Raw genomic sequence first — 23,241 nt, forward strand, 5'->3', positions numbered from 1 at the left:
GAGATCCATGTCGGTCGACAGCTCCCCGGAGCGGTTCACCGGTGATCCGGCCGCCCCCCCACGGCACAGGCCGGATCGCCGGTGGCTCACCCTGGTTCCGCTCCTGGCGGTCCTGATCCTGCTGTTCGTCGTCCCGCTGTGCTCACTGCTGGTCGACAGTTTCCGCGGCGGGCAGGGACTCACCCTGGAGAACTACCACGAGCAGGTGACCTCGCCGGTCTTCTGGCGGGCGATGCGCCGCACCCTGGTCATCGCCGCGCTCTCGACCGGCATCTGCGTCGCCCTCGGGTACTGCATGGCCTACGCGCTCACCCGGATGCCCAAACGGCTGCGCGGCGCGCTGATGGTCGTGGTGCTCGTGCCGTACTTCACGAGCATCCTGATCCGCTCCTACGCGTGGATCGCGATCCTCGCCCCCAGCGGGCTCGTCGCCAAAACGCTCGCGCTTGTCGGCATCGACAACCCTCCTGACCTGGTGTTCAACCAGACCGGCATGCTGATCGGCACCGTGCAGATCCTGCTGCCGCTGGCGCTGCTGCCGATCTACAGCGTGATGAGCGGCATCGACCGCGCCGCCGTACGGGCCGCGCAGAGCCTGGGGGCCTCACCGGCGGTCGCGCACTGGCATGTGTACCGGCCCGCGACCTCCTCGGCGGTCCTGGCCGCCGCCGCCCTGGTCTTCATCAGCACCCTCGGCTTCTACGTGACGCCCGCGCTGCTCGGCGGTCCCGGTGACACGCTCATCGCCCAGTCCATCCTCGTCCAGTTCTCCAACCTCGTCGATCCCGCCGGGGCCGCGGCGCAGGCCGTACTGCTCCTGCTGGTCGTCCTGGTGCTGTTCGTCGTCCTCTTCCGCTATCTCGCGCCCTCGCTCTCCATCGGGAGCACCGCCGCGAGCCCCCGCCGGGAGTCCGCGAAACAGGACGAACGGTATGAGCGGCTGCGTGACCTGCGTGCCCGGGTGCTCGACACCGTCCTCGGCGTCGTCGGACGGCTGCGCCTGCCCATCCTGGTCGGCGGCTGGCTCGTGGGCGCCGCCCTGCTGGTCACGCCGCTGGTCGTGGTGGCCATCTGGTCCTTCAGCGACGCGACCTACCTGATCTTCCCGCCGGAGGAGTACTCCACCCGGTGGTTCGCCGACTACCTCGCCGACGAGTCGTGGATCGGCTCGACCTTCCTCAGCCTGGGCATCGCCTCGCTCTCCGCGGCGATCGGCGTGGTCATCGGCGGTCTCGGCGCTTTCGGTCTCGTACGGGGCCCACGGCGCTCGCGGGTGCCGGTCGCGGTCCTGGTCGCCATGCCGATGATCGTCCCTCCGATGATCTACAGCCTCGGGTTCTTCGTGCTCGTGGCGCCGCACGGCCTCGTCGGCACCCCGCTGGGCCTGGTCCTGCCGTACGTGGTGCTGGGGCTGCCCTTCGCGGTGTCGATCACGGCGGCGGCGCTGCGCAACCTCGACGTGCGGCTGGAGAACGCCGCGCGCAGCCTGGGCGCCGGACCCCTGTCGGTGCTCAGACACGTCCTGCTGCCCGCGCTGCGCCCGGCGCTGGTCAGCGGCTTCGTGTTCGCCTTCCTCGCCGCGTTCGACGACGTCGTCGTCGCGACCTTCATGTCCGGGCCGACCGCGGTGACGCTGCCGCTGCGGATGTTCCAGGACATCAAACTCGAAGTGAGCCCGAGGACAGCCGTCGTCGCCGTCGTCCTGCTCGGAGCAGGGGCGGCCGCGGTCCTCCTCCGGTTCGTCATGGCCTGGCTCGTGCGCGCCGTACGGGTGGCGCTGAGCCGGATGGGAGCCTCATGAACACCCCCTCGGTCGTCGCGGAGATGACCTCCCCCTATGTCGAGAACCAGGAGTTTCCCGGCATCGTCTACCCGACCTCGGTCACGGCGACGCTGGCGGCCTTCCGCCGGTCGTTCCCCGACGCCGAACGGCTCGCGCCCGAGGAGGACGGCGGCGCCGCGGCGCTGACCGTGCACAGCCCCGAATACGTCGACTTCGTCAAGGAGGGCAGCGGACGGCAGGAGGGGTCCACGAAGTTCCCGCTGAACGTCATCGCGGTCCCCGCCCTGAAGGTCTCCGAGCCGCGCACCTTCGTGGGACGGCACATCCAGTACTTCTTCGACGAGATCACCCAGGCCACCCCCTCGGTCTGCCAGGGGGCGCTGCACAGCGCGGCGGCCGCCCAGCAGGGCGCCCGCAGGCTCGCGCGGGCCGACCGGTCCTCCCCGGGGCTGGTGCTCGTGCCGTCCCGCCCCCCGGGCCACCACGCCCTGCCCACCGTGGGCGGCGGACTGTGCGTGTTCGCCAACGCCGCCATCGCGGCCCGCGAACTCTCCCGAAGCGGCCGGGTCGCCGTGCTCGACATCGACCAGGACCACGGCAACGGCACCCAGGCCGTGTTCTACGACGACCCGTCGGTCCTGACCGTCTCGATCCACGCCGAGGGCTGGCCGCACGTCGCCGGGTTCGCCGAGGAGACCGGTGGCCCCGGCGCCCCCGGCGGCAACCTCAACCTGCCGTTGCCGACCGGTTCGGGCTTCGACGCCTACCTGCCCGCGTTCGAGACGGCGCTTGAGGCGATCACCCGTTTCGAACCCGACCACCTCGTCCTGGCCCTGGGCTACGACGCCCACCGGGAGCAGGGGTTCGGGCTGCTGCGCCTGGACGTCGCGGACTTCGGCGTCCTCGGCCGCCGCATCGCCGGGCTGCGCCTGCCGACGCTGGTGACCACCGAGGGGTGCTACGGCTACTATGACTCGACCGCCGAGGCCGCCGACGCCTTCTTCGCGGGGTGGGCCGAGGGATGGCGGTGAGCGCCACCATGCGCGCCGCGCTCCTGACCCGCGTCGGCGGGCCGCTGGAGATCCGCGAGGTTCCCGTCCCCGAGATCGGGCCGGACGAGGTCCTGGTACGGACTCTGTCCAGCGGCGTGTGCCGTACCGACCTGCACATCCAGGACGGCCTGGCCTACGTGCCCGGACTGCCGCACATCATGGGCCACGAACCCGCGGGCGTCGTGGTCGAACGCGGCCGGGACGTCTCCGGGGTCGAGATCGGCGAGGTGGTCGTGCCCCACCTGTTCGTCGCCGAGCGGGAGTGCCGCTTCACCCGGGCCGGGGCCGACGCGCAGGCGCTGCACCTGCGGGGGATCATCGGTGTGACGCTGCCGGGAGGCTTCGCGGAGTACTTCGCGGCCCCCGCGAGGAACCTGCTGAGGGTTCCCGAAGGCCTCGACCCCAGGATCGCCGGGCTGTCGAGCTGCGCGGTCGTCACGGCGGTGCACGCCTACCGGCGCGGCACCGTGACGCCGGTGCGGACCGCGGTCGTGATCGGCGTGGGCGGCATCGGGCAGATCATCCTCCAACTCCTGGCCGGTGCCGGGATCTCCGCCGCGGCCGTCGACGTGCGGCAGGAGAACCTGGCGCTCGCCGTACACAACGGGGCCGAGTACGTCGTGCCCGCGTCGTCGGCGGACCGGGTGTCCGCCCTGTGCGCCTGGGCCGGGTCCCGGGCCGGTGACGAGGGCCCCGCCGACGGCGCCGACCTGGTGATCGACCTGGTCGGAACGTCGGAGTCCATGGCCGACGCCGCGCGGTACGTACGCCGCAGGGGCCGGATCGTCGTGGTCGGCGAGGAGCCCGACCTCCCCGGCGTCAGCTCGACGGTCCTCGCCCAGCGCGAGCTGGAGATCGTCGGCTCGCGCAACGGCGACAGGAAGGACCAGCACGACGCGCTGCGGCTGCTCGCCGAGAGCGCCATCACCCCGGCACTGGACGAGGAGTACCCCCTCGACCGCGCCAACGAGGCACTCGCCCGGCTGCGAAGCGGCCAGGCACGGGGCCGGGTCCTCATCACGCACAACGACCAGCGAGGAACGAGATGAAGATCGCGACCGACACGTGGATGCTGCGTCCACACCCCATCGACACGGTGTTCTCGACCGTACGGCAGGCGGGCTTCGAACACCTGGAGCTCTCGCCCCGGCCCGACGTGATGCCGAGCTACGGCGGCAGGCGCGCGTCCAAGGCGAAGATCGCCGAGATCGCGACGGCGTCGAAGACCCACGGCGTCGGGATCGCGTCCATCTTCATCGAGCAGGCCTGGGGAAGCTCGGAGGAGGACATCCGCCAGGCGGCGGTCGGCTACTGGAAGCAGACCGTCCAGCTGGCCGTCGACCTGGGCTGCGACCGCATCAACTCCGAGTTCACCGGACGGCCGAGCGCCCCGCAGGCCGGTGAGGCCGCGATGCGCCGCTCCCTGGAGGAGGTGCTGCCGCTGGCGGAGTCCGAGGGCATCACGATCGCGCTCGAACCGCACCCCGGCGACTGGCTTGAGTCCGGCATCGGGGCCGTCGACTTCATCAGGGGCCTGCAGAGCGACCACGTCACCTACCTGCACTGCGTGCCGCACACCTTCTACCTCACCGGTGTCGAGGACGAACGCGGCCACCTCAAGAACGTCAACCGCGACATCATCACCTACGCCGGCGAGACCATGGACCACGTCCACCTGGCCGACACCCTGCTGCCCGGCCGTACCTTCCTCAACCCGGGAAGCCCCGGGGTGCGCAACCACCAGCACCTCGACATCGGGCACGGCGACATCGACTGGGACGAGGTGTTCGACGCCCTGCGTGAGGTCGCCTTCGACGGCGTCCTGTCGGTGGCCGTCTTCCGGCACGAGTCACGGGTGATGGATTCCCTCACCCACAACCTTCGCATCATTCGCGAACGTCTCGAAGGGAGCGTTGCCCAGTGACCGGATCGATACGCTTCGGCGTCGTCGGCCTCGGAGAGATCTACCAGCTCGCCCACCACCTCGCCTACCAGCGGGCCGACGGCCTGGAGGCCGCGGTCGTCTGCGACCTGGACCCGGCCGTCGCCGAGCGGACGGCGCGGTCGCTCGGGGCGCGGGCGTCCACCGACTACCGCGAACTGCTCGACGACGACCGGATCGACGCCGTCGATCTCGTGCTTCCGCACAACGTGCACTACGAGATCGCACGGGAGTTCCTCGAAGCGGGCAAACACGTCCTGATCGAGAAGCCCATGACCGTGGACGCCGGGCACGCGCGTGAACTCGTCGCCCTCGCCGCGAGCAAGGGCCTCAAGTTCACCGTCAACGAGAACACCCGGTTCATCCCCGCCTACCAGGCCGCCCTCGACGCCATCAACGGCGACGAGATCGGGGACGTGACCCTCGTCCGCACCCTGATCAGCGGCAACGAGTTCGAACGGCTCGGCAACCCGAAGCTGTGGAAGGGCCGCCAGGACGGCTCGGGCGGCGGCACCATCATCGACGCCGGTGCCCACTCCTTCTACCTGCTGAAGTGGATGTTCGGCGAGGTCGCCTCACTGCGGGCCATGTCCGACCGGCTCGTGGACGTCAGCCAGGTCGAGGACTGGTCGCTGGTGTGCGGCCGGACGCGCTCCGGCGCGCTCTTCTCCGTCGAGTCCACCTTCACCTCGGGAGGACCGTGGAACGAGCGCCTCGAAGTGCACGGCACCAAGGGCCTCATCGTCGTCGACCAGCACCAGAACCCCCCGGCCATGATCTTCCACGGCAAGCGCGACCACGAGGGGTCGCCCCTGCCCGGTACGGCCTACGAGCCCACCACCTGGAAGTACACCTCGATCGCGGCCGGGATCGAGAGCTTCGCCCGTTCGATCGCGAAGGACGAGCCGACCGCCGTCGCCCCCGAGGACGGCGCCTACGCGGTGCGGATCATCGAACTCGCCTACGAGTCGGTGGCCACCGGCCGTCCCGTCTCGCTCTGAGATTTGTCACCCCGTTCCACAGACAGAGGAGAAACCCCCATGGACCCGCTCGTCATCACCGTCACGGTCGACAGCACGATGTCCTATCCCGGCTACAAGGGCATGCCGGCCATCGAGGACACCGACAAGGTCGGCCAGGAGTACATCGACTCGGTGAACGCGGGCGCGACACTGTGCCACCACCATGGTGTCCACTACCTGGAGGACGCCATCCAGGAAGACGGCAAGAAGCTTTCCAAGATCGACTTCGACGGTTGGCGGGATCTCACCGAGAAGATCCGGACCGTGGGCACCGATCCGATCATGCAGTTCGGCATCGCCAGCGCCCGGCTGCCCGAGAAGGTGGAACTCATGTCGCTCAAGCCCGACATGATGTCCTACGCGTTCAACGTGCACGACGAGTACTTCCAGCCCGACCCGGCCTACCCCGCCAACGAGATGTACTCCCTGCACCCGAGGGACGAGCTCGTCGAGTTCGTCACCGCGGCCGAGGCCAACGGCGTGAAGCCGGAGATCGAGTGCTTCTACACCGGCGCGTTCTGGAACCTGGAGTACGTCCGGCGGCAGGGCCTGCTGAAGGAGAAGGCCTGGGCGACCCTGTTCTTCGGCTGGCAGGGTGGCGCGTGGACGCCGCCGACCCCGGACGCGCTCATGTACATGGTCAACCACCTCCCCCCGAACACGAACTGGAACATCAGCGTCATGGACCCGGTCGCGCAGTGGCAGCTGCTGCCGCTGGCCATCGCGCTGGGCGGCCACGTCCGCGTCGGCTGGGAGGACAACCCCTACCTGCCCAACGGTGAGGCCTCGCGCAGCAACGCCGAACTGGTCGAGGTCGCGGTCACCATGGCCCAGCAGATCGGCCGCCCGATCGCGAACGTCGAAGAGGCCAGGCGCATCGCCGGGGTGAGCAGGTGACCGGCCTGATGAGTGGCGGTACCGCACAGGACCCGGTGCAAAGCGGTACCGCACAGGACCCGGTGCGCGGCGGTACGGCACAGGACCCGGTGCAAAGCGGTACGGCACAGGACCCGGTGCGCGGTGGTACCGCACCGGATCCGGTGCGTGCCGTACGGGGTCTGGCGCGTGCCCGGCTCGGCGACGGCCGGGTCGTGCTCGTCAGGATCGAGTCGGAGAAGGCGACGGTCCTCGCGACCGAGTCCGACCACCCGGCGGCCGACGTGCTGAGGGAGGCGCTGCACACCGGTGCGTGGCGCGCCGACGGCGAGCCGGTCGCGGCCGGTGACCTCGAACTCCTCGCCCCGGTCGTGAACCCCTCGAAGATCGTGTGCGTCGGGCTCAACTACCGTGACCACGCGGAGGAGTCGGGCGTCGAGCCTCCGGCCAGGCCGTTGCTGTTCGCGAAGTTCCCCAACGCGCTGCGGGCCTCCGGCGCCGTCGTCGAGGTGCCGGAGGACCTGTCCGGCCAACTCGACTACGAGGGCGAACTGGGCATCGTGATCGGGCGCCGGGCCAGGGACGTCGCCCTGGACGAGGCGCTCGACCACGTCCTCGGCTACGTCGCGGCCAACGACCTGTCGGCCAGGGACGCCCAGTTCTCCGACGGCCAGTGGCTGCGCGGCAAGTCCGCCGACGGGTTCTGCCCGGTCGGGCCGGTCGTGACGCTCGCCGAGGACGTCGAGGACCCCCAGGCGCTGCGCATCGTCACCCGGCTCAACGACCAGGTCGTCCAGGACGGCTCGACGGAGAAGATGATCTTCTCTGTCGCGGAGATCGTCTCCTACGCCTCCCGCTACCTGACGCTCGAACCGGGGGACCTGATCCTGACGGGTACCCCGCCGGGTGTGGGTTTCGCGCGCACGCCCCCGCTGGTGGTGGGGGACGGCGACGTGGTGACGGTGACCGTGGAGGGCGTCGGCGAGGTCGTCAACCGGGTACGCGTCATATGAGATGACCGCCCGGCCGCCCTCCAGGGAAGTCCTCCAGGAAGGGCGGCCGGCCTGTCACCGGTTTGCCGGAGTCGGGCTGGTCGGTCCGTCGTCGGTTCGCCGGAGTCGGGACGGCCGACCTTGACCGGTTCACCAGAGCCGGGCCGGTCGACCCGTCGTCGGTTCGCCGAAGTTGGGCTGGTTGGTCCGTCATCGGTTCGCCGGAGTCGGGACGGCCGACCCATCGCCGGTGCGCCGGAACCGGGCCGGTCGGTTCGCCATCGGTCCGTCGTCGGCTCGCTGGAGTCGGGCGGGTCGGGACGGAGCAGCGGGAGGTACATCGGGGAGGGACACGGCATGACAGGGCTCACAGCGGGACTCACGGCGGGACGGATCATCGTCGCGCCGGACAAGTTCCGTGGGTCGCTGACCTCTCCCGAGGTGGCCGCCCACGTGGCCGCCGGACTGCGCGCCGCCGCTCAGGGGCGGGTGGCCGTGGTCCGGCTCCCGGTCGCCGACGGCGGTGACGGCACCGTGGAGGCGGTGGTCGCGAGCGGGTTCACCCGGGTCGAGACGGAGGTGACCGGACCGGTCGGCGCGCGGATCCCGGCGGCCTACGCCGTACGCGACGAACGGGACGGCCGGGTCGCGGTCGTCGAGCTGGCCGAGGCCTCCGGCCTGCGGAAACTACCCGGTGACCCGGCGCCGCTGACCGCCACGAGCCGGGGCGCCGGCGAACTCATCGCCCACGCCGTACGGCACGGCGCGCGGCGGATCGTGCTCGGCCTCGGCGGCAGCGCCTGCACCGACGGCGGCGCGGGCATGCTCCAGGCGCTCGGCGTGCGGCTGCTGGACGCGGCAGGGAACGACCTGCCGCCGGGCGGCGCCGCGCTGCGCGACCTGCGCACGATCGACGCCTCGGGCAGACTGCGCGGCTTCGAGGTCGTTGTGGCGAGCGACGTGGACAACCCACTGCTCGGACCGTACGGCGCCGCGACCGTGTACGGCCCGCAGAAGGGCGCAACCCCCGAGGACGTGGCCGTCCTTGAGGCCGGCCTGACCAGGCTGGTAGCCGTCACCGAGTCCGGCGGCGTCGCGTTCACGCCGGACGCGCCCGGCTCGGGCGACACCGCGCACACGCCAGGTGTGGCTGTCCCCGGCGGCGTCGCGTCCGTGCCGGACACGGCCGGGTCAGGCGGCGCCGTACACGCGCCGGACACGGCCACCCCCGGCAGTGCCGTACACACGACAGGCGTGGCTGTTCCCGGCGGCGCCGTACACGCGCCGGACACGGCCACCCCCGGCGGGGCCGTACGCGTGACGGGTGTGGCGAGCAGGCCCGGGGCGGGGGCGGCGGGTGGGGTGGGGTTCGGCGCGCTGGCCTTCCTCGACGCGGAGATCCGGCCCGGCATCGGCTACCTGCTTGACCTGGTGGACTTCGACCGGCACGTGAGGGGCGCCCGGCTGGTGATCACCGGTGAGGGCTCGATCGACGAGCAGACCCTGCGCGGCAAGGCCCCCGTGGGCGTCGCGGCGGCGGCCGCCAGGCACGGCGTGCCGGTCGTGGCGGTCTGCGGCCGGCGTTCGGTGAGCGAAGCGGAGCTGCGGGCGGCCGGTATCGAGGCCGCCTACGCGCTGACCGACATCGAACCCGATGTACGACGATGCATGACCGAGGCGGGTCCCCTCCTCGAACGCCTCACCACCCGGATCGCCACCAGGTTCGTCACCCCCTGAGACGGTCACCGGACGATCTCCCCGTCCGTCGTCGTTGACGCCGAGGGACGAACCAGTACCGGAAGGTGACCCTGAAAGGGCCGCGGCGGCGTGACCCGGCCGGACCGGGTGCCGTGGCCTCCGGTTCCCGCCGTGGAGCCGGTCACGGACACGCGGGAACACGCCGGGTACACGGAGGAACGCGGGGCCGTCGTCACCGCCTTTCACGAGTTCGGCCACGTCGGGGCACGCGGAGACACGTGGGGGCCTCGGTCCCACCGCCTCCACGAGTTCGGCCATGCCGGGGCACGTGGGGGCCTCTGTCGAAGGGCCTCCGGCTTCGCCGTACCGAGGTGGCGTGTCCTGACACCTGACGACCACTCGGGGGAGGCGCCGTTTGGGGAAGTGTCATTCGGGGGATAGAAGGATGTTCCGGCCTGTGATGTCCGAACTTGGTCACTGAGTGGCATTCGCCCAGCTCGTAGGTGGTTTCGGGGAGCTGTGCAGGGCTCTGGGAGCCCCCATCGGTGGTGAAAATCGGGTGACATTTCGCGTCAGATGGCGGAATGTTGAGCGTGAGCGATGAGTTTTGTCGGTGGCACCCGTCAGTCTTTGTACGAACACACTTTCGTGTGTCTCACGGCTGGAACGCCAGCAACGACGTCCTGTCCGACAACCCGATTGAGGTTCCGTGCCCAGCACACAGCTCGACTCACCAGTCAAGCCCGTGACCGTCACCAAGGTGCGCACCCCTGCCGTGATCCGGCTGTTGGTGCTCGCCACGTTCGTGGTCATCCTCAACGAGACGATCATGATCAACGCGATCCCGCGGCTGATGAGCGCGATGAACATCACCGCGCAGACCGCGCAGTGGCTCTCGACGGCCTTCATGTTGACCATGGCCGCCGTCATCCCGATCACCGGTTGGTTCCTGCAGCGGGTGTCCACCCGCACGGCCTACACCGCCGCGATGGGCCTGTTCCTGATCGGTACGGCCCTGGCCACCGTCGCACCGACCTTCGAGGTGCTGCTGGGTGCCCGCATCATCCAGGCGTCCGGTACGGCGGTGATGATGCCGCTGCTGATGACCACGCTGATGCAGGTCGTGCCCGAGGGCAACCGGGGCCGGGTGATGGGCAACGTCACCCTGGCCATCTCGGTCGCGCCCGCGATGGGTCCCACGGTCTCGGGGGTGATCCTCCAGTTCGGCTCCTGGCGGCTGCTGTTCGCCGTGGTGTTCCCCATCGCCGCGCTGATCATGTGGGGTGGGCTGAGGCAGCTCCAGAACGTCGGCGAGCCCAAGTTCAGCACCGTCGACTGGCTGAGCGTGCTGACCGCCGCGGCGGGCTTCGGCAGCCTGGTCTACGGGCTCAGCGGGTTCGAGAGCGGCGACACCCGTACCGCCGTCGGGTTCGTGGTGGCCGGCCTGGTGGCCATCTCCGTCTTCGTCTGGCGCCAGCTGCGCCTGCAGAAGCGCGGCACGCCGCTGATGGACCTGCGCACCCTGCGCCACCGCACCTACACGATCGCGTTGATCATGATGGCGGTGGCCTTCCTGGCGATGATCGGCTCGATGATCCTGCTCCCGCTGTACCTGCAGAACGTCCGTGGGCTCACCGCCCTGCAGACCGGGCTTCTCGTGATGCCGGGTGGTCTCGCGATGGGGCTGCTCGGCCCGACCGTGGGCCGGCTGTTCGACCGCTTCGGCGCCCGGGTGCTGATCGTCCCCGGTGCGATCGGCATCGCGGTCGCGCTCGTCGGGTTCACCCAGGTCACGATGACCATGCCGTTCTGGCTGCTGCTCGGCCTGCACGCGCTGCTGATGGTGAGCCTGGCCGCGACCTTCACCCCGGTGTTCACCCTCGGGCTCGGGTCGGTTCCGGCCTCGCTCTACTCCCACGGCAGCTCGATCCTGAGCACGCTGCAGCAGGTCTCGGCCGCCATCGGCACCGCGCTCGTGGTCACCCTGATGAGCGTGCGGGCCGAGGCCCTGAAGGCGACGGGCGCCAGCGACGCGCTCGCCAACCTCGGCGGCATGCGCACGGCCTTCATCGTCAGCGCGGCGCTGTCCGTGATCGTGGTCATCACCGCCCTGATGCTGCCGGCCAGGGCCGCCACCACGACGGAGCACCAGGCGGCCCACGTCTAAGAAAACCGCCTGGGAAGACCGTCTAAGAAGACCGTCGCCGTGGCTCTTCGGGGGTTCGCCGTCACCGAGCGGCGAACCCCGGAGCCGTTGGCGCCTACCTCCCGATCCGCTGATACCGGCGGGTCGCCAGGGGGACGAAGACGACAAGGATCGCGACCGACCACAACAGGACGGCCGCGATCGGATGCTGTAGGGGCCAGGCGTCCTGCGGTACGGCGGCGCCCGGATCACCGAACAGGTCGCGACAGGCGGCGACGAGCGCGCTGACCGGGTTCCACTCCGCGACGAGCCGTAGCCACCCGGGCATGCCGTCGGTGGGCACGAAACCGTTGGACAGCGCCGAGATCGGAAAGATCACCGGGATGAACGCGTCCGCGGTCTCCGGACGGATCGACAGGCCGGACGGTCACATGGATTCGCCATCGGCGATCTGGGCACGCGTCTCGGAGCCGCAGCGTGCCCGTGAGCGCCTTCTCGACTACGAGATCATCACCAGGGCCTCGGTCGCCATCGCCGGCTTCGACGGCCTCGCCCTCAGTCTGCGGTAGTGCCAATTGTCATATAACGCCCAGATCTGACGATAAGCGACCAATCATGAGGGGTCCACATATTTCGGTTGGACCGGATTATGCTCTGGGCAGTTCGAAGTGGATCTCCGGAGGTGTCCATGAGGAAGATGACCGTCCGTCGCAAGGGCGCGCTGCGCCTGCTGTCCGGCGCTCGCCGTCTCTGGTTCGAGTGGTGCTGGTAGTTGCCGGTACGGCGGGCGCCCCCGGGTGCCCGCCCCTGCGGCGACCGGCCCGGTTGTGACCGGCCCGACTGTGACCGGCCCCTCTGAGACCCACGAGGACGGCTACGACTGCCACCGCGACGGCGGGCCGTACGCCGGGGTCGCCTCCTTCCTCACCCAGGTCGCCGCGGAACGGCCCCGCCTGGCGGCCCGCCACCGGGTCGAGCTGCACGCGATCGCCCCCTGGCTCGATCGTACGGCGCGTCCCGCCGCCGAGGAGGAGCCGATCCGCTTCCACCCCGCCCGGCGCACCGCCTGCCTGGCCTACGGCGCGGCGGAGTTCGTCACGGCCTGGGCGGACACGCTCAGGAACCCGGTCACCGTACGGTTCGACCACGTCGGCGACGCCGACGAGACCACCCGCGAACTGCTGGACGCGCTGGTCCGCGCGGAGCCGTCCACGCTGTGCCTGGACCTGCGGGACGGCGGCGCCCCCCGGCGGGCGGCGGCTGAGCCGACCCCCGAGGAGATGCGCAGGGCCCTCGGCGACAGCCTGGCCCGCGGTTTCTACCACCACGCGGCCAGGACCGCCCGGCGCGGGCGCGCGACGGTTACCCCGGACGGCGACCTGCGGCACTGGTGGGCGTTCACCACCGGCCTGGCCACCGCCCTGGCCGCGCTTGAGCAGGCCGAGGAGGCACTCGACCTCTACCACGAGGCGCGCGCCGTCACCGACGACCCGAAGATCACCACATCGGCCGCCTACTCCACCGCCATGCTGTACGCCAGGCACCTGCCCACGGCCGAGCAGGACCTGGGGCGGGCCAGACACTGGCTGGGACGGGCACTCGACCTCGCCACCAAGTTGGACGACCCACGTCAGCGGACACTGTCCACCGTCTTCTACGAGCAGGGACTCGCCCTGCTGGACGCCAGGGACGGCGAGCACGCCCGCGCGCTGCGGCTGATCGACGACGGTCTGGCCCGGCTGGCGGCGGTGCTCAGGCCGGGAGAGCGTCCGCAGGACCTGGCCAGGCTGCGCCACAACCGGGCCCAGGTGCACCTGGCCATGGGAGACCGGGACCGGGCCCTGGCCGACCTCGACACCGTGATCGCCCACGACCCGGACAACTGCGAGTACTACGTGGACCGGGCCGCCCTGTACCGCGCGGCGGGACGGTCCAGGGCCGCGATCGAGGACTACGGCACCGCGATCCGCCTGGGGCCGCACCTGCCCGAGGCGTACTACAACCGGGCCGTGCTCCAGCAGGAGCGGGGCCGTACGGCACGGGCCCGCGCCGACCTGGAACGCGTGCTCGCCATCGAGCCGGGGCATCTGGACGCCAGGATCGCCCTGGTCAACCTGCTGGTGGAGCGCGGCGCGCTCGACGAGGCCGAGGCCGAGGCGCGGGCCGGGCTCGAACCGGCCCCGGAGGACCCCGCGCTGCTGTGCACCCTCGGGCTGATCCGCTCGGAGCGCGGCGACCTCACCGAGGCGGACGACCTCCTCACCCGGGCCCTGGCCGGGGACTCCGAACTCGTCGAGGCGTGGACGAACCGGGCCGCCGTACGGTTCGAACGCGGTGACGTGGCCGCCGCGGTGACCGACCTGGACCGGGCGGTCGCGCTGTCGGCGGCACCGGTGCCCCGCTACAACCGAGGGAAGGCGCTGGTACGGCTCGGCAGACTTGAGGAGGCCGCGCGGGACTTCGCCGACGCCCTCACCCAGCCGGGCCTCGACCGGGCGCTGCGCCGTGACCTGCGCGCGGAACTGGCCCGCTGCCGTCGCGCATGACGGGATGACCCCGAGGCCTCGTTTTCCGGCCGGGTCGAACCCCACTTTGTACGGTTGCCAATTCATCCGGGCATTACATGCGGATTTATCCGTACACCGTCTGGTTGCGTGTTGTTAAACCGGCCTTGTCAGGCTTTCTTGCTGAAACGAACGTTCCGCACGAACTACAGGAGGTTTGCATGCGCGTGCTCAAGTCCCTGTCGATCGTCGCCGCCGTCGTCATGGCCGTGTTCACCGCCGTCCCGGCACAGGCCGCCACCGGGTGGTCCATGGAGTGGGGTGCGACCGTCACCCAGTCCACCATCGACTGGACATCCGGATATTCCGCCTATGTCTCCGGCCACATCAAGGCGGTGAGCGGCTACCGCGAGGTGTGCTTCTGGGGCCAGAACGGGTCCGAGAAGACCGGCAAAGTCTGCAAATATTCCACCAACGGCACGTACTCCTGGTCCAACGAGCTGCTTCGGATAACCGTCGCCGGTGGTGTGCAGCGCATCTACGCCGACCTGATCGTGGACGGCGACATCGTCCACGAGGTCTGGTGCACCCGCAACGGCTGCAGCCGCAACTGGTAGGACAGGGCGGTTCGGGTACGGCCGCGCGGCGCGAGGAGAAGGCGCGTCGCGCGGTACCCGGCGGTGGTGTGCGGAACCCAGTGGTGGTGCGCGGTGTTCAGCGGTAGTGGAGCGCCGGGAAGCACTCGGGGAACGGCCGCCGCCAGCGGTGCCCGTCCGGCGGCACGTGCGCCTCAAGATGCTCGCGCACCGGCGGCACCATGGCCTTGAAGAAGCGTCGTGGCGTGGCGCGCGGGTTGGTCTCGGCGAGATGGCACAGGGCGTCGGCCCCGGTCAGCAGCGTGTAACGACCCTGGCCCCGGCCGTAGAAGACGTAGGTCGGGGTGCTCCAGCGCCAGGCCGACCTGCCGGTGTTGCGGTTGCGGACGGCGGTGGCGATCAGCCGTCCCCCGGTCCGCCAGGCGGGCAGCGACGGTCTCCCGGTCCGTTCGCCGATCGGCCAGGCGTCGAGCCACACACGGTGCCCGTCGAAGATCCAGCGCACGTCCCAGCCGTGTTCCCGCAGGATGTCGGCGTGGTCGTCGAACACGGTCGGGTGGGGAGGCCGGTGCGCGGGGCGGTGGTTGCGCGGGTCCTGCCGCGCCTGCTGGACGAGTTCGGCGTACTGGACGGGATACCGCTCGACGAGGTGGCGGTGGACCGGCGCCTCGGCCCGGCGGCTTCGCCGGTCCTGCTCGACCAGCGCGGCCCGGACATGGGTGAGGAAGGTGAGCTTGGACGCCCACTTCTCGCGGGACGCGTCGTGACGGGCCTGGATGAGGTGCGGGTCCGGGACGGCGAAGAGGTTGCGCACCCGCACGGGCGTCACCTCAAGACCGATCTCGGTGAACGCCATCGTGCCGATCGCCACCAGGGCCTCGTACCAGCGGGACAGCAGCGCCGGATGGCGGAGCGGGTGGCACACCCCGCTGTCCTTGATGTCGTTGCCGACCAGCTCACGGAAGGCGGTCGTGCCCATCGCCAGCATCCTGGCCACCTCCGGAGGCAGGCCGTCGCCGGCCCCGCCCGGACGGAGCAGCGAGTCGGCTTCCTCCCGATGGGCCGCGACGAGCGCCGCGACCGCCGACGCCGCCGCCCGGTCGGTCGTCAGCCCGGCGTGCGCCTCGACGGTGAGACGCGCCTCGACGCCGCGCTGGCGGATGCGGGCCAGCCGCCGTTCGGCGCGTCGGGTCACCGGATCGTCGAAACCGGAGCCGCGCACGTTGTTCCACCACGACAGCTGGTGGAGCCCCTCCTGCCGGATCAGCACGTCCTCCCAGACCTCGCAGGTCTCGGCGGAGGACAGCCAGCGGCTCAACCCGGAGGGAACCCGGTTGAGGGTGGCCTCGGCCACCGCCAGGAGGCTGATGGTGTCGGGGTCGTCGCCGTACTGGTCCCGTAACCCCTCGGGAGTGATGTCGGGGTCGAGCTGTGCGACGTCGGCCAGTCGCATTCGCGTGCCGCTCACCTGATCTCCTCGCCGTAACGGTAGGGGTACGCGCATGTGGATTGACTTCCTCCCGGTCCTAAAGGACCGGGATTCCCCGTGCCGCTGACACGGCATGCCGCCGCGCTCGTCGCCGGGGCGGTTGACGCTTCACAGACCGCCTGATGGCGAGGTCTCCACGTCCTGAGACCGCCTGCCCGGCGGCCTTGATGTTCTTGGCGGCGTTCACGTCGGCATGCTCGACATGACCGCAGGAGGTGCAGGCGAACCGCGCTTGGCTCTCACGCGATGCCGCATCCACCACCCCGCAAGCCGAGCACGTTTGAGACGTGTACGCCGCCGGGACCTTGATTACCTTGCTGCCGGTGTGCCGGACCGCGTTGTTAACCGCGAATTCCAGCCCGTACCAGCCTTTATCCAAGATCGCCTTGTTGAGGCCGGACTTCTGAGCGACCCGCGAACCGGGTCGTTCGACGGTGCCCTTCGCGCTGGCCGTCATGTTCCTCGTGTTGAGGTCTTCCAGCACGAGGGTGCCGTACCGGACGGTGAGCGTCGCGGCGAGCTGGGCGTTGAAGTCCGCGCGGCGGGACCGGACCCGCCGCATGACCGCGCCCAGTTCGGCCACCACGCGCTTACGCCGATTACCGCCCTTACGGGTGCGGGCGAGCTGCTGCTGGAGGCGGCGGTACCGTTGCGTCTCGCCGCTGGTGATGAACGGCCGGTCGTGGAACGTCCCGTCGCTCGTGGTCACGGCGACCACCACTCCCCGGTCGATCCCCACAGCCGGGCCGGGATGCGTCTCAGGGGTGGTCTTGCCGTCCTCGACGAGGAACGACACGAACCAGTTCCCGCCGTCTCGGGTGATCGTGGCGGAGCGCAGGACACCGCCGAGTGGACGCGACCAGCGGAATCGGACCCAGCCGAACTTCGGCAGTTTCACCCGGCTCCACCGGCGGCCGATCCGTTCCACGACGATCTGCTTGGCGTCGGGGAACCGGAACGACGGCGACCACCTGCGATGCGACCGCCACCGGACCTTCCAGGCCCCGTGGGTTTTGACCGCCTGGTCCAGATCCTTGAGCGTCTGCTGGAGCACGTGGGACGGCGCATCCGACATCCAGCCGAAATCCCGTTTGGCGTCGGCGAGTTGCCTGCACTGCTCGGCGTACCCGATGAACGCGCCGCGCCGCCGATACTCCCGGCGCTGCTGCAGACCGGTGTTCCACACCGACCGGCAGATACCGCCGATCTGTTCGGCGAACGCGGTCTGTGCCGGGGTGAACTCGATCCGATACCTGCGGCCGGACAGCATGAAACACCTTCCTCCGCGGAACATCCAAGCCATCCAATGACACTCTGCGAGATCATGATTGAGCGTATGAACGTTCGGGAACTCCGAGACAACCTCGGCCATCGCGTCGGAGCGGCGCACCTGGCCGGGGAGCACACCATCGTGGAGACCAAGCCGTCCTCGTCCCCTACACGTGATGGGCCGAACGGCAGGACGAGCGGGGCGGTTCCGGGCTTACCCCGCCCTGAAGGACAGGGCTTGCGCCCTTCAACGAGAGCGGTCAGCAGGACCGTACACCGGTGACGGCCGATCACATCGGCGATTAGCGCACACCGCCTCCTTTCGGATCGATCAGGTAATCCATATATCCAGAAATATCGGTGTATCAGCGGGCACTGGGCAGCACCTGGGCCTCGGCCTCCTCAAGCCAGCGGAGATACCAGCGGGCGAACCCGAGGGGCGCGCCGTCGTCGTCGAACAACGGCTGGAACCCCTCGTCGCTCATGATGCCGTTGGCCCACATCCGGCCTCGCGCCGGACCCGTGACCACCAGGCCCTCCAGATGGGAGCAGCCGGTCATACCCGGCACCTTAAAGGACGGACACGTGAGAAATCGGGCCTGCGATCATGGTCGTCCGGCTCGGTACGGCGGAAGGCGGACGCGGTGTCCATGCGGTTGACGCTGGTGAGGATCGACCCCGAGGTGCTGTGGGCCGTACGGGCGAGGCCCGAGCTGGCGGGGGAGATCCTCTCCGGGCACTCCCGGGAGGAGGACGTGTTCACGGACGACTACCTGGCCCTCGGCGACATCGCGGAGGGCAGGGCCGAGGCCGAGCACGGGGACGCGCGATGGGGACGGCACTACCCCTGGCTCGCGGCGGCGACCGGCGCGGACGGCGAACACGACCTGCAAGGCCACACGTTCGGGTACGGTCCGCCGTTCGCCCTCGATCCGGAGCGGGTGGCGGAGGTCGCGCGGGGCCTGGCCGGTGAGGGGTGGGGTTTCGCCGCCGCCGGGCAGGACGGGTTCGCGGGCCTCGGCCCGTTCTACACGGCGGCGGCACGGGAGGGCGGGGCGGTCGTGGGAGGGGTGAGCTGACCCTCACGGGAGCCGATCCTCACGGGTGCCGACCCCGTGGGAGCCGACCCTCACGGGACTCGGTTCTCGCGGGAGCCGGCCTTCGCGGGCGATCCGGGCTCTCCTGGAGCCGGTCGTCGCGGCGGCCGGGTCCTCCCGGAGGCGCCCCTCGCGGTCGGGTCGTCCCTCGTGGAAGGCCGGTCGCCCCTCCCGTCGCCCCGTGTGTCAGGAGCGCGCCTTGGCGGACGCCCTGCGGTTGGCCTTCTTGATCGCGTCGACGAGTTCGGTCTTGGTCATGGACGACCTTCCCGGCACGTCCAGCCGCCTGGCCACGTCGTACAGATGCTGCTTGGAGGAGTTGGCGTCGACGCCTTCGGCGGTCTTCCCGCGCTTGGGAGTGTGCCGGGCCGCCTGCCTGTCGGAGGGGCCTTTCCTGCTCTTGGGCTCCCAGTGGTCGCCGATCTTCTCGAAGGAGTGCTTGAGGGCGGCGTTGGCCGTCCGGTGGGCGCGTTCCCCCTCGCCGTACTCCTTGACCGCGGAGTCGTGGGCCTTGATCCACGTCTCCTGGGCCTTCTTGGGAGAGCGTTTGAGTGTCTCGGGTAGTTCCTGACGGACGGGCATGATCGTCACCTCTTCTCCGGGTCGGATGTTGGCCTCATCCGGGCCATACCCCTCAATCCATCCCGAAACATCATTCAATTGTGAAATCAACAGTTATGTCCTGTTAGCCGATCAGGGGGTGGGGCACGTGGGGGAAATGCCTGATGAACCACGCCAGACACCACCAGAACAGCAGCAGCCGTACCCGGGCAGCAGCGGCGACATGACCCCCGCTCCCCGGGACGAGATGCGCGACTACGAGGGCCGTGGCCTGCTCAGGGACCGGCGGACACTGATCACCGGGGGTGACTCGGGAATCGGCAGGGCCGTCGCCGTGGCGTTCGCGAAGGAGGGAGCGGACGTCGCGATCGCCTACCTGTCCGAGCACGAGGACGCCGAGCACACCCGCAAGCTGGTCGAGGAGGCCGGACGGCGGTGCGTACTGCTGCCGGGAGACCTCTCCCAGGCCGCCCACTGCGCCGACGTGGTGGACCGTACGGTGAGCGAACTCGGCGGGCTCGACGTGCTCGTCAACAACGTCGCCTACCAGCAACCGGTCGACTCGCTCGACGAGCTGGACGACGAACAGTGGGAGTACACCTTCGCCGTCAACATCCACAGCTACTTCCGGGTCACCAGGGCGGCGCTGCGGCACATGGGCGAGGGGTCGGCCATCGTCAACACCTCCTCGATCAACGGCCTGCGCGGCAACAAGACCCTGATCGACTACGCCACGACCAAGGGCGCGATCAACGCCTTCACCTACTCGATGGCGCAGAACCTGCTCGAACGCCGCATCCGGGTCAACGCCGTGGCCCCGGGGCCGGTGTGGACACCGCTCATCCCGGCCACCATGCCACCGGAGAAGGTGGGCAAGTTCGGCGAGCAGGCGCCCATGGAACGGGCCGCCGACCCCGACGAGATCGCCCCGTCCTACGTCTTCTTCGCCTCCGACCGCCTGTCGTCCTACTACACGGGCGAGATCCTGGCCCCGGTCGGCGGCGAGACCCTCCCCGGCTGATCCTTCGAGGTCATCGGGACGGACCGTAGGAGGAGACGACCAGCCAGAGGGCGCAGAGGACGACCACGGCCGTCACGGCGACGGTCCGCATCCTGGCGAGGGACCCGGGCCCGACCTCCAACCGGGCGGGCCGGGCGGTCCAGACGACGAGGAGGGCGGCGAGCGGCAGGTGCGACCGTACGAGGAGGAGTTCGTCGAGCAGGAAGACGTCGAGGACCGGGAAGAGGAGAAGGACCGCCGCGACCGTGGCGCCGATCCACCGTGACAGGCCGGTGGCGTGCGCGATCGCGGCCAGGGCGACGAGGGTGACCGGCAGGCCGATCCTGTCGGCCTGGGTGAACCACTGGAGAGCGGCGCAGAGCCACTGGGGAACGTCTCCTGAAGACCCCGGCGCCACGTCGAAGAAGACGGTGAACGAACGTTCGTCGAACGCGGAGACGGGCCGGTCGCACAACGCGCCCCACGCGGCGGGGAGGACGGCCGCCCACGGGGCGAAGCCGTACCGCCTGGTGGGCAGGGGATGCCGGGCCGCCAGGAGCAGGGCCCCGACGGCCAGCGGGTAACAGATGAGCAGAGGCCAGGGGGAGGAGGCCGTACGGATCTGGCCGGTGCACGGGTCGGGGCCGGAGACGAGAAGGCCGAGAACGAGGACGGCGCCGGTCACGAGGGCGGCGGAGAGCACGGCCCTGCGCGAGCCGTACGAGACGAGGCCGGCGACGACGACCGGCAGCAGCAGGACCCCGAGGAACAGCGCCTCCGCGGGGACGCTCCCCAGCGCGTACGGACCCTCCGGCAGGTAGGGGCTCTCCGAGGAGCAGAACCAGGGGAGGTCGCCTCCGCCGATACCGAAGGCCGTCAGGACCACCGGCCCCGAGACGGCCAGGACGGCGTAGAGGCGCGATGCCACCGCGAGTTCCGGCATCGGTACGTCCTCTCGGCGTCGACGGGCTTAGTGATCTTCAGCGTAGTGGCCGTCCCGGGAGTCCGTCGCCTACGGTGCTGGGGTGCGGAGTTGGGGGCGGGGGGTTGGGGCGGACGTCGTCGCGGCGGTCGCCGTTGTCGGGATGTTCTGGGCGTTGCCGACGGCTCAGGCAGTCGCCTGGCCGTACGTCGCCGTGGGAGCGGTGCTGGCGGTGGTGACCGCGGGGGCGATGGTCCTGCGTGGGCGGCTGCCGTTCGCCGCGACGGTCACCGCGGGGGCCGCGACCGTCGTTGGCGGTGCCCTGGGGGTCTGCCAGGACCCGATGCTGGCCGCGGCCTGGTGCCTGTATCCGCTCGCGGTCGAGCGGGCGCGCCGTACGCGGGTGGCGGTCGTGATGCTGGCGGCCATGTTCGCGGCGCTGGCGCTGGTCGTCGCCGTTCCCGAGGGGGCCGCTCGCGGCCTCGGGGAACGGGTGGTCATCGCGGTGGCCGCGCTCAGTGCGTCGTGGCTGTTCGGCACGACCACCGGCAGGCAGATCGAGTCCGCGCGGGAGACGGAGCGGATGCGCGTGCAGCTTGAGGTGGCACGTGACGTCCACGACGTGGTCGGGCACGCGCTGGGGGTGACGCTGGCGCAGTCCGGGGTGGTCCTGAGCCTCCCCGACGTCGGGGAGGCCGAGCTGCGCGAGACCCTGGCGGAGGTGGAGACCCACACGCGCCGGGCGCTTGAGGACGTGCAGGCGCTGGTGCGGACGCTCCGCGACCCGGACGGCGGCCCGGGGCCGGGCCTCGACGGCATCGCGGCGGTCATCACCGCGACCCGCGCCGCCGGAATCGACGTCGAGACACGGATCAGCCGGGAACTCGGCCCGGGGATCGGCGCGGGGCCCAACCGGGGGCCCACCCGGGAGGGCGGTACGGAGGGCGACGCGGGGCTCGGTCCGGGAATCGGTCCGGAGACGACCGGGAAGGTCGGGGACGTGGTGGGGGCGGTGGCGTTCAGGGTTGTTCAGGAGGCGCTGGGCAACGTGGTACGGCATGCCCCCGGCGCGACATGCGTCGTTGACCTGCACCGGGAGCGCGACGCCCTGGTGGTCAGGGTCGCCGACGGCGGGGCGCTCGCAGGCCGGGACGCGGTCCGGTCCGCCGGCGCGGGGGTCGGCCTGCGGGGTATGCGTGAACGGGTCCGCCTGGCCGGTGGGACGGTGACCTGGGGCGCCCGGCCGGAGGGCGGATTCGCGGTCGAGGCCAGACTGCCCCTCAACGACCAGGGCCAGGCCACGACTCAGAGGAGAAACCAGGCCGGCGTTCAGGGACAAAGCCAGAACGGTGTTCAGGAGCGAGGCGAGGCCGACGTTCAGGGCCAAAGCCGGACCGGTGCTCCGGGGCAAAGCCAGGCCACGGCTCAGGAACAAGACCGGGTCTCGGCCCAGGGGAGAAGTCAGGCCGCGGTTCGAGGGCGAGACGAGGACGGCGTTCAGAGGCAAAGCCAGGCCGGTGTTCAGGGGCGGGGTTTCGAGGGAGGTGATGATGTCCGCTGAGGTGGTGTCGGTCTTTCTGGCCGACGACGACGCGGGCATGCGTGGGGCCTACCGGAAGCTGTTCGAGCGTACGGCGGGCTTCCGGTTCGCCGGGGAGGCGGCCGACGGGCTTGAGGCGGCCAGACTGGTCACCGCGCTGCGACCGGATGTGGCGCTGCTCGACGTGCAGATGCCGGGAACCGACGGGATCGAGGCCGCGCGACGCATCGTGGCCGACACGACCACCAGGGTCGTCATGCTGACCACCTTCGACCTGGACGAGTACGTGCACCGGGCCCTCACGGTCGGGGCCTCGGGCTTCCTGCTGAAGAACGCCTCCCCGGCGGAGATCCTGCGGGCCGTCCGTACGGTCCACGAGGGCAACGCCATGCTCGCCCCCGAGGTGACGGCGCGGTTGCTCGACCGGTTCGCGCCCGAGCGGCCCGTCGAACGGCACCCCTTCGCCGAGCACGTCCTGTCCGAACGGGAACTGCAGGTCATCCGGCTGGTCGCCAGGGGCCGTTCCAACCAGCAGATCGCCGACGAGCTGTTCCTGAGTCTGGAGACGGTCCGCACCTACCTTCGCCGGATGTTCGCCAAGCTGGGGGTCAACGACCGTACGCACCTGGCGGTGCTCGCCCACGAGGCGGGACTGCTGCGCGAACCCCGGTAACCGTCCGCTCTCGAACACCACGGGTCCAGGGTGGTCGGTGGTTGTCCACTTTCGGGTGACGCGGGGCCGGGGCGACCGG

22 protein-coding genes are annotated in these 23,241 nt (G+C 70.5%); 16 read left to right on the forward strand and 6 right to left on the reverse strand.

All coding sequences use genetic code 11. From position 1 onward, the window contains the following. Nucleotides 1–7: 7 nt before the first annotated feature. From ABT340_RS23320 to ABT340_RS23360, 9 genes are all read left to right on the forward strand, one after another. Nucleotides 8–1,801: an ABC transporter permease subunit gene (locus ABT340_RS23320; RefSeq protein ID WP_352012910.1), complete on the forward strand. Its 1,794-nt coding sequence runs from the start codon at nt 8–10 to the stop codon at nt 1,799–1,801. Further along, entirely contained in the window at nt 1,798–2,814 is a 1,017-nt protein-coding gene (locus ABT340_RS23325) for an arginase family protein (RefSeq protein ID WP_352012911.1), read from the forward strand. The genes ABT340_RS23320 and ABT340_RS23325 overlap by 4 nt, the downstream gene beginning before the upstream one ends. Then, nucleotides 2,811–3,884 carry an alcohol dehydrogenase catalytic domain-containing protein gene (locus ABT340_RS23330; RefSeq protein ID WP_352012912.1) on the forward strand — a complete coding sequence of 358 codons (1,074 nt, stop codon included), beginning with the start codon at nt 2,811–2,813 and terminating at the stop codon, nt 3,882–3,884. The genes ABT340_RS23325 and ABT340_RS23330 overlap by 4 nt, the downstream gene beginning before the upstream one ends. Beyond that, nucleotides 3,881–4,759 (forward strand): sugar phosphate isomerase/epimerase family protein, encoded by an 879-nt coding sequence (locus tag ABT340_RS23335; protein ID WP_352012913.1) that lies wholly within the window; start codon nt 3,881–3,883, stop codon nt 4,757–4,759. Before ABT340_RS23330 ends, ABT340_RS23335 begins: the two co-directional genes overlap by 4 nt. Further along, nucleotides 4,756–5,778: a Gfo/Idh/MocA family protein gene (locus ABT340_RS23340; RefSeq protein ID WP_352012914.1), complete on the forward strand. Its 1,023-nt coding sequence runs from the start codon at nt 4,756–4,758 to the stop codon at nt 5,776–5,778. The genes ABT340_RS23335 and ABT340_RS23340 overlap by 4 nt, the downstream gene beginning before the upstream one ends. Before the next feature lie 39 nt (nt 5,779–5,817). Further along, a complete protein-coding gene (locus ABT340_RS23345) occupies nt 5,818–6,696 on the forward strand; it encodes a beta-keto acid cleavage family enzyme (RefSeq protein WP_352012915.1) in 879 nt (292 codons plus the stop codon). 8 nt (nt 6,697–6,704) lie between these two features. Next, a complete protein-coding gene (locus ABT340_RS23350; RefSeq protein ID WP_352012916.1) occupies nt 6,705–7,688 on the forward strand; it encodes a fumarylacetoacetate hydrolase family protein in 984 nt (327 codons plus the stop codon). Nucleotides 7,689–8,024: 336 nt separating this feature from the next. Beyond that, nucleotides 8,025–9,404 carry a glycerate kinase gene (locus ABT340_RS23355; protein WP_352012917.1) on the forward strand — a complete coding sequence of 460 codons (1,380 nt, stop codon included), beginning with the start codon at nt 8,025–8,027 and terminating at the stop codon, nt 9,402–9,404. Between the two features lie 670 nt (nt 9,405–10,074). Next, a complete protein-coding gene (locus ABT340_RS23360; protein ID WP_352012918.1) occupies nt 10,075–11,532 on the forward strand; it encodes an MDR family MFS transporter in 1,458 nt (485 codons plus the stop codon). 94 nt (nt 11,533–11,626) lie between these two features. Here the strand turns inward: ABT340_RS23360 and ABT340_RS23365 are convergent, their stop codons facing one another. Beyond that, nucleotides 11,627–11,890, reverse strand: a complete 264-nt coding sequence (locus tag ABT340_RS23365; protein ID WP_352012919.1) for an ABC transporter permease — start codon at nt 11,888–11,890, stop codon at nt 11,627–11,629. Between the two features lie 52 nt (nt 11,891–11,942). On the opposite strand from ABT340_RS23365, the gene ABT340_RS23370 reads away from it, so the two are divergent. From ABT340_RS23370 to ABT340_RS23380, 3 genes are all read left to right on the forward strand, one after another. Beyond that, the gene (locus ABT340_RS23370; protein ID WP_352012920.1) at nt 11,943–12,080 is read left to right on the forward strand and encodes a hypothetical protein; all 138 of its coding nucleotides are present in this window, start codon (nt 11,943–11,945) and stop codon (nt 12,078–12,080) included. A gap of 273 nt (nt 12,081–12,353) precedes the next feature. After that, nucleotides 12,354–14,057 carry a tetratricopeptide repeat protein gene (locus ABT340_RS23375; RefSeq protein WP_352012921.1) on the forward strand — a complete coding sequence of 568 codons (1,704 nt, stop codon included), beginning with the start codon at nt 12,354–12,356 and terminating at the stop codon, nt 14,055–14,057. A gap of 179 nt (nt 14,058–14,236) precedes the next feature. Next, complete coding sequence (locus tag ABT340_RS23380; RefSeq protein ID WP_352012922.1) at nt 14,237–14,632, forward strand: hypothetical protein; 396 nt, start codon at nt 14,237–14,239, stop codon at nt 14,630–14,632. 97 nt (nt 14,633–14,729) lie between these two features. Here the strand turns inward: ABT340_RS23380 and ABT340_RS23385 are convergent, their stop codons facing one another. From ABT340_RS23385 to ABT340_RS23395, 3 genes are all read right to left on the reverse strand, one after another. Next, the gene (locus ABT340_RS23385; protein ID WP_352012923.1) at nt 14,730–16,079 is read right to left on the reverse strand and encodes a hypothetical protein; all 1,350 of its coding nucleotides are present in this window, start codon (nt 16,077–16,079) and stop codon (nt 14,730–14,732) included. Between the two features lie 58 nt (nt 16,080–16,137). Continuing rightward, nucleotides 16,138–17,370, reverse strand: a complete 1,233-nt coding sequence (locus ABT340_RS23390; protein WP_352012924.1) for an RNA-guided endonuclease InsQ/TnpB family protein — start codon at nt 17,368–17,370, stop codon at nt 16,138–16,140. 364 nt (nt 17,371–17,734) lie between these two features. Continuing rightward, the gene (locus tag ABT340_RS23395; protein ID WP_352012925.1) at nt 17,735–17,929 is read right to left on the reverse strand and encodes a hypothetical protein; all 195 of its coding nucleotides are present in this window, start codon (nt 17,927–17,929) and stop codon (nt 17,735–17,737) included. 84 nt (nt 17,930–18,013) lie between these two features. On the opposite strand from ABT340_RS23395, the gene ABT340_RS23400 reads away from it, so the two are divergent. Next, nucleotides 18,014–18,448 (forward strand): hypothetical protein, encoded by a 435-nt coding sequence (locus tag ABT340_RS23400; RefSeq protein ID WP_352012926.1) that lies wholly within the window; start codon nt 18,014–18,016, stop codon nt 18,446–18,448. 204 nt (nt 18,449–18,652) lie between these two features. On the opposite strand, the gene ABT340_RS23405 is transcribed toward ABT340_RS23400, so the two are convergent. Beyond that, nucleotides 18,653–19,048, reverse strand: coding sequence for a ChaB family protein (locus tag ABT340_RS23405; protein ID WP_352012927.1), 396 nt, complete (start codon nt 19,046–19,048; stop codon nt 18,653–18,655). A 136-nt stretch (nt 19,049–19,184) separates the two neighbouring features. Here ABT340_RS23405 and ABT340_RS23410 point away from each other — a divergent pair, with 136 nt between their 5' ends. Then, a complete protein-coding gene (locus tag ABT340_RS23410; RefSeq protein WP_352012928.1) occupies nt 19,185–20,048 on the forward strand; it encodes an SDR family oxidoreductase in 864 nt (287 codons plus the stop codon). A gap of 10 nt (nt 20,049–20,058) precedes the next feature. Here the strand turns inward: ABT340_RS23410 and ABT340_RS23415 are convergent, their stop codons facing one another. Then, entirely contained in the window at nt 20,059–20,970 is a 912-nt protein-coding gene (locus tag ABT340_RS23415) for a hypothetical protein (RefSeq protein WP_352012929.1), read from the reverse strand. A gap of 82 nt (nt 20,971–21,052) precedes the next feature. Between ABT340_RS23415 and ABT340_RS23420 the strand changes: the two genes are divergently transcribed. Continuing rightward, a complete protein-coding gene (locus ABT340_RS23420; RefSeq protein WP_352012930.1) occupies nt 21,053–22,510 on the forward strand; it encodes a histidine kinase in 1,458 nt (485 codons plus the stop codon). Next, entirely contained in the window at nt 22,500–23,162 is a 663-nt protein-coding gene (locus tag ABT340_RS23425; protein ID WP_352012931.1) for a response regulator, read from the forward strand. The genes ABT340_RS23420 and ABT340_RS23425 overlap by 11 nt, the downstream gene beginning before the upstream one ends. Nucleotides 23,163–23,241: the final 79 nt, after the last annotated feature.

Source organism: Streptosporangium sp. NPDC000239 (assembly GCF_040300765.1).
GTDB lineage: Bacteria > Actinomycetota > Actinomycetes > Streptosporangiales > Streptosporangiaceae > Streptosporangium.